Genomic DNA, 5,608 nt, shown 5'->3' on the forward strand with positions numbered 1-5,608 from the left:
GGCGCGCACCGCGGCGGCGACCGCGGCCGGGTCGGCGGCGGGACGGAGCAGCAGGGTCAGGGTGCGGGCGGCCGGCACGAGGTCGGCGACGCCGGGCGGCGGGGACGCCGCGAGCGCCGCGTACAGGCCGAGCATCTCCGGCAGGTCCGGCAGTTCGACCAGCAGTGCCGCGTCGCCGCTCGGGAGGATCCGCACCCCGCCCTCACCTCCAGAGGTCGTCGAGCGCGGAGAGGCTGTTCCACCCCAGGTAGAGCGACACCAGCCAGGCCGCGACGCCGAGGACGAGGAGCCCGACCGGGTACCGGTGGCCGCCGAGCAGGTCGCGGCGGCGGGCGGCCGCCCACAGCAGCACGGCGAGGCCGAAGGGCAGGATCAGCCCGTTCAGCGCCCCGGCGAGGACGAGCAGCTTCGCCGGGGCGGTGCCGATGGCGAGGTAGATGGCGGCGGAGACGAGGATGAACGCGACGACCAGCCGGTTGCGGTGCCGCTCGACGAAGGAGGAGAACGAGACGAGGAACGACACCGAGGTGTAGCTCGCGCCGATGACCGAGGTGATCGCGGCCGACCACATGATCAGTCCGAAGACGCGCAGCCCGGCCTCGCCCGCCGCGTGCTCGAAGGCCGAGGCGGGGGCGTTCTCCTTCGCGAGGGTCGCCCCGCCGGCGACGACGCCGAGGACGGCGAGGAACAGCAGCACGCGCATGAGGCCGGTGACGATGATCCCGGTGACGGCGCTGCGGTTGATCTCCTTGACGTTGCCGGGCCCGGTCACCCCGGACTCGATCATGCGGTGGGCGCCCGCGTAGGTGATGTAGCCGCCGACCGTCCCGCCGATGAGCGTGGTGATGACCAGGAAGTCGATGGTCTCCGGCGCGACGCTCTGCCGGAGCGCGTCCCCGAGCGGCGGGTCGGAGACGAAGGCGACGTACAGGGTCAGCAGGATCATCACGGCGCCGAGCACGACGACGATCCGGTCCATCGCGACGCCGGCCCGCCGGACCAGGAAGATCGCGATGGCGGCCAGCGCGGACAGCGCGCCACCGATCTTGACGTCGAGGCCGAGCAGCGCGTTCAGCCCGAGCGCGGTGCCGGCGACGTTGCCGATGTTGAACACCAGGCCGCCGAACACGTCGAGGGCGGCGAGGCCGTACCCGGCGCCGGGCAGGACGCGGTTGCCGAGTTCCTGGGCGCGCATCCCCGAGACGCCGACGACGCGCCACACGTTGAGCTGGATCGCGACGTCCACCAGCACCGACACCAGGATCGCGAAGGCGAAGGCGGCGCCGAGTTGGGCGGTGAACACGGTGGTCTGGGTGATGAAGCCGGGTCCGATGGCACTGGTGGCCATCAGGAACATGGCGCCGGCGAGCGCGGCGCGGCGGGAGCGGGCGGCCGGTTCCGTGGTCGTGTCGAGGGTCGCTGGGTCCGTCATGGCGGGGCCCTTCCGGGGGGTTCGACTTTCCGCAAGGGTAGGGATTGTTCAACAATCCATCAAGAGACCTGTTGATGCATTTCTCCGTCCCCAGGGATAGGCTGAGCGCCCCAGAACGTTCGCGCGCCCTCCCGCGCCTACCCTCGGAAGGTGGCCGATGCCCGTGCCGGCGCAGGGCTCGTGGCTGGCCGACATCGCGGCCGCCCGGCACGGCCTCGACAGGACCAGCACCGCCGGGCGGATCGCCGACCTGCTGCGCGAGCAGATCACCGAGGGGCGGCTCGCCCCGGGCGAGCGCGTCCGCGAGGAGGAGCTGAGCGAGGCCCTGAAGGTCTCGCGCAACACCGTGCGCGAGGCGTTCCGGCTGCTCGCCAAGGAGCGGCTGCTCGTCCACGAGTTCAACCGGGGCGTGTTCGTGGGCCGCGTCACCGCCGAAGGCCTGGCGGACCTCTACCGGGTGCGGCGGATCCTGGAGTACGAGGGCATACGGTGCGCGCCGCAGGCCCCGCCCGCGGCGTTCGCCCGGGTGGAGGCGGCGGTCCTCGCCGGCGAGCGCGCCGCCGCCGCCGGGAGCTGGCCGGACGTCGGCACCGCCGACATCCGCTTCCACGAGGCCATCGCCGGGCTGGTGGGCAGCCCCCGGGTCGACGAGATGATCCGGCACCTGCTGGCCGAGATGCGCCTGGTCTTCCACGAGATGGGCTCGCCGCGCGAGTTCCACGAGCCCTACCTGGCCCGCAACCGGCGGATCCACGACCTGCTCGCGCGGGGCGACTTCGCGGGGGCCGAGCGGGAGCTGCGCTCCTACCTCGACGACGCGGAGTCCCAGCTCAGCGCGGCCTACCGAGAGAAGGCGCCCTAGGGGGCCTCGCCGAAGGCGGGGCTAGGGGGCGTAGTTCATGACGTGGTCGTGCAGGAGCTGCGGCGCGGCCGGGTCGGCGCGGCGGAACGCCTCGATCAGCTCGGCATGCTCGGCCGACTTGGAGTAGATCTCCGTCTCGTGCAGGCGCAGGGAGAGGGTCGTCCACAGCTCGATGCCGAGCCCCTCCCACACCGAGACGAGCAGCCGGTTGCCGGCCGACTCGACGATCTCGCGGTGGAAGGCGATGCTGAGGTGCATCTGCTCGTGCAGGTCGCCGTCCCGGGCGGCCTCGCCGAGACGGCGGTTGTGCTCCTCCAGCGCGTCCAGGCAGTCGGCGAGCCGGGGCAGCGCCAGCTCCACGGCCGTCCGCTCCAGGCCCGCGCGGACGGGGAAGATCTCGGCCAGGTCCCGCTCGGTGAAGTCGCGGACCCGGGCGCCCCGGTTCGGCAGCGTCTCGATCAGCCGCTGCGCCTCCAGCTGGCGCAGCGCCTCGCGGACCGGCCCCTGGCTCACGCCCAGCTCGGCGGCGATCCGGCGCTCGACGACGCGCTCCCCCGGCTCCCACCGCCCGGAGCTGATGCCCTCCACGATGAACTCGCGGATCTGGTCGGCGAGCCCGGTGCGGAGCAGCTGGTCGGAGGTCTTCACGAAACTGGATCGTAGCGCCACGGCCGGTAAGTGCCTCTTGACGGGTGGGCGGGTCGTACGAGATACAATATGATCGATCATAGATCAATGATGATCGGGAGTGTCGTGGCGATCCTACGGCGCTGCCCCGGACGAAGGAAGGGTCGCCGATGGCTGACACCGTCCAGGCCGCACCGGCGCGGAGCCGGAGGGCGCGCGGCGCCCAGGCTCCCGAGCCGAAGACCGACGCGGCGGCGCCGGACGCGGCGCCCCCGGCGGCCGACGCCGGCACGCTCGTCGGCTACTACCGGCAGATGCTGCTGATCAGGCGCTTCGAGGAGCGGGCCGCCCGCGCCTACACCGAGGCCAAGATCGGCGGCTACTGCCACCTGAACCTCGGCGAGGAGGCCACGGTCGTCGGGCTGATGGCCGCGCTGCGCCCCACCGACTACCTGTTCACCAACTACCGCGAGCACGGCTACGCCCTCGCCAAGGGCATCGGCGCGGACCGCGTCATGGCCGAGCTGTACGGGCGGTCCACGGGCGTGTCCAAGGGCTGGGGCGGGTCGATGCACCTGTTCGACGCCGAGGCCCGGCTGCTCGGCGGGTACGGGATCGTCGGCGGGCAGGTGCCCCTCGCGGCCGGCGCGGCGCTCGCCGTCTCCTACAAGGGCGGCGACGAGGTCGTCATGTGCCAGATGGGCGACGGGACGACCGCGATCGGAGCGTTCCACGAGTCGCTCAACATCGCCGCCCTCTGGAACCTCCCCGTCGTCTTCGTCGTGATCAACAACGGTCTCGGGATGGGCACCACCGTGGAGAGCTCCGCGGCAGAGCCGGAGCTGTACCGGCGCGGCGCCGCCTACCGGACGGAGAGCCTGCGGGTGGACGGCACCGACGTGATCGCGGTGCGCGACGCCGCGCGCACCGCCGTCGAGCGCGCCCGCGCCGAGAGCAAGCCCTACCTGCTGGAGACCGTCAGCCCCCGGCTGAAGGGCCACTCGGTCGTCGACCCGGCCCGCTACCGGTCCAAGGAGGAGAAGGAGTCCCTGAAGGCCGCCGACCCCCTGGCCCGCATGGCGCTGGAGCTGGAGGAGGCCGGGATCCTGTCCGCCGACGACCGCGACCGGCTCGACGCCGAGGTGACGGCGGAGGTCGACGCCGCCGCCGCGTTCGCCGACGAGAGCCCCGCGCCCGAGGTGTCCACGCTGTTCGACTACACCTACGCCACCCCGGTCCCGGGCGAGCTGCGCCGGCTCCCCGCCGACCCCGTATTCGGTTCCTGAGAGGCACCCATGGCAACCGTGACCTACCGCCAGGCCCTCCGGGACACGCTCCGCGCCGAGATGCTGCGCGACGAGAACGTCTTCCTGATGGGCGAGGAGATCGGGCTCTTCGAGGGCTCCTACAAGATCACCGAAGGGCTGCTCAAGGAGTTCGGGCCGCGCCGCGTGCGCGACACCCCGATCGCCGAGGAGGGCTTCGTCGGCGCCGCGATCGGCGCCGCGATGCTCGGCCTGCGCCCCGTCGTGGAGATCATGACGATCAACTTCTCGCTGCTGGCCCTGGACCAGATCGTCAACCACGCCGCGAAGATCTACGGCATGTTCGGCGGGCAGGCCAGCGTGCCGATGGTGATCCGCACGCCGGGCGGCGGCGGGCAGCAGCTCGGCGCCACCCACTCGCAGAACGTCGAGCTGTTCTACTCGTTCATCCCCGGCCTGAAGGTGCTCGCGCCGAGCACGCCCGCCGAGGCGTCGGCGATGCTGAAGGCCGCGATCCGCGACGACGACCCGGTGCTGTTCCTGGAGAACCTCGCCCTCTACAACACCAAGGGCGAGCTGCCCGCCGCGGTCGAGGACGTCGAGCCCGCCGAGATCGGCCGCGCCGCGGTGACCCGTCCGGGCACCGACATCACGATCATCGGCTACTCCCGGATGGCCCGCGTGGCCTCGGAGGTGGCCGAGACCCTCGCCGCCGAGGGGATCTCCGCCGAGGTCGTGGACCTGCGCAGCCTGCGCCCGCTCGACCGGCAGACGGTCGTCGACTCCGTCCGCAGGACCGGCTGCGCCGTCGTGGCCGAGGACGACTGGCTGACCTACGGCATCGGCGCCGAGATCGCCGCGACGATCCAGGAGGGCGCGTTCGACTGGCTGGACGCCCCCGTCCGGCGCGTGGCGATGGCCGAGGTGCCCCTCCCCTACGCCAAGTCCTTGGAGACGGCGGCGCTGCCGTCCGCCGAGTCCCTGCTGACCGCCGTGCGCGCCACGCTCCGCGCGACCGGCCGCATCACGCCGGGGACGGACGCCCCGTCCCCGCGACCCGCTCTGGAGCCCGCGCGATGACCGAGATCCTCATGCCCCGCCTCTCCGACACGATGGAGGAGGGCGTCATCAGCTCCTGGCAGAAGCAGCCGGGAGACGAGGTCGCGGTCGGCGACGTCATCGTCGACATCGAGACCGACAAGGCGGTCATGGAGTACGAGGCCTACGAGGCCGGCGTGCTGGAGAAGATCCTCGTCGCCGAGGGCGAGACCGCGGCGATCGGCGCCCCGATCGCGGTGATCGTCCCCGCCGGCGGCGCCCGTCCCGAGTCCGCGCCCGCCGCGGAGGCGCGGCCCGCCGCCGAGCCGGAGCGGGCCCCCGCCGCGGAGGCGGCGCCCGAGCCGGCGGAGGCGCCGGTCGCCG

7 protein-coding genes are annotated in these 5,608 nt (G+C 72.8%); 4 read left to right on the plus strand and 3 right to left on the minus strand.

The window, feature by feature from the left end:
• Positions 1–195, minus strand: a 195-nt coding sequence (locus tag AB0C87_RS42720) for a carboxyltransferase domain-containing protein (protein ID WP_360582280.1), incomplete at its 3' end; no start/stop codon positions are given.
• Positions 196–202: 7 nt separating this feature from the next.
• The gene (locus AB0C87_RS42725; protein ID WP_360582287.1) at positions 203–1,357 is read right to left on the minus strand and encodes an NRAMP family divalent metal transporter; all 1,155 of its coding nucleotides are present in this window, start codon (positions 1,355–1,357) and stop codon (positions 203–205) included.
• A gap of 232 nt (positions 1,358–1,589) precedes the next feature.
• On the opposite strand from AB0C87_RS42725, the gene AB0C87_RS42730 reads away from it, so the two are divergent.
• Positions 1,590–2,294: a GntR family transcriptional regulator gene (locus tag AB0C87_RS42730; RefSeq protein WP_345177602.1), complete on the plus strand. Its 705-nt coding sequence runs from the start codon at positions 1,590–1,592 to the stop codon at positions 2,292–2,294.
• 21 nt (positions 2,295–2,315) lie between these two features.
• Here AB0C87_RS42730 and AB0C87_RS42735 read toward each other — a convergent pair whose 3' ends face one another.
• Positions 2,316–2,942, minus strand: a complete 627-nt coding sequence (locus AB0C87_RS42735; protein WP_345177603.1) for a GntR family transcriptional regulator — start codon at positions 2,940–2,942, stop codon at positions 2,316–2,318.
• A gap of 149 nt (positions 2,943–3,091) precedes the next feature.
• On the opposite strand from AB0C87_RS42735, the gene pdhA reads away from it, so the two are divergent.
• The 3 genes from pdhA to AB0C87_RS42750 form a co-directional block, all read left to right on the plus strand.
• Positions 3,092–4,207: a pyruvate dehydrogenase (acetyl-transferring) E1 component subunit alpha gene (gene pdhA, locus AB0C87_RS42740; protein WP_360358544.1), complete on the plus strand. Its 1,116-nt coding sequence runs from the start codon at positions 3,092–3,094 to the stop codon at positions 4,205–4,207.
• Between the two features lie 9 nt (positions 4,208–4,216).
• A complete protein-coding gene (locus AB0C87_RS42745; protein ID WP_360582283.1) occupies positions 4,217–5,266 on the plus strand; it encodes an alpha-ketoacid dehydrogenase subunit beta in 1,050 nt (349 codons plus the stop codon).
• A partial coding sequence (locus AB0C87_RS42750; RefSeq protein ID WP_360582285.1) for a biotin/lipoyl-containing protein occupies positions 5,263–5,608 on the plus strand: 346 nt, incomplete at its 3' end. The genes AB0C87_RS42745 and AB0C87_RS42750, both read left to right, overlap by 4 nt.

The organism is Actinomadura sp. NPDC048021 (assembly GCF_040653135.1).
Lineage (GTDB): Bacteria > Actinomycetota > Actinomycetes > Streptosporangiales > Streptosporangiaceae > Spirillospora > Spirillospora verrucosospora.

Coding starts and splice junctions, on each gene's coding strand:
- AB0C87_RS42730 (WP_345177602.1), top strand. CDS start 1,590: ATGCCCGTGCCGGCGCAGGGCTCGTGGCTGGCCGACATCGCGGCCGCC.
- AB0C87_RS42745 (WP_360582283.1), top strand. CDS start 4,217: ATGGCAACCGTGACCTACCGCCAGGCCCTCCGGGACACGCTCCGCGCC.
- AB0C87_RS42725 (WP_360582287.1), bottom strand. CDS start 1,357: ATGTTCCTGATGGCCACCAGTGCCATCGGACCCGGCTTCATCACCCAG.
- pdhA (WP_360358544.1), top strand. CDS start 3,092: ATGGCTGACACCGTCCAGGCCGCACCGGCGCGGAGCCGGAGGGCGCGC.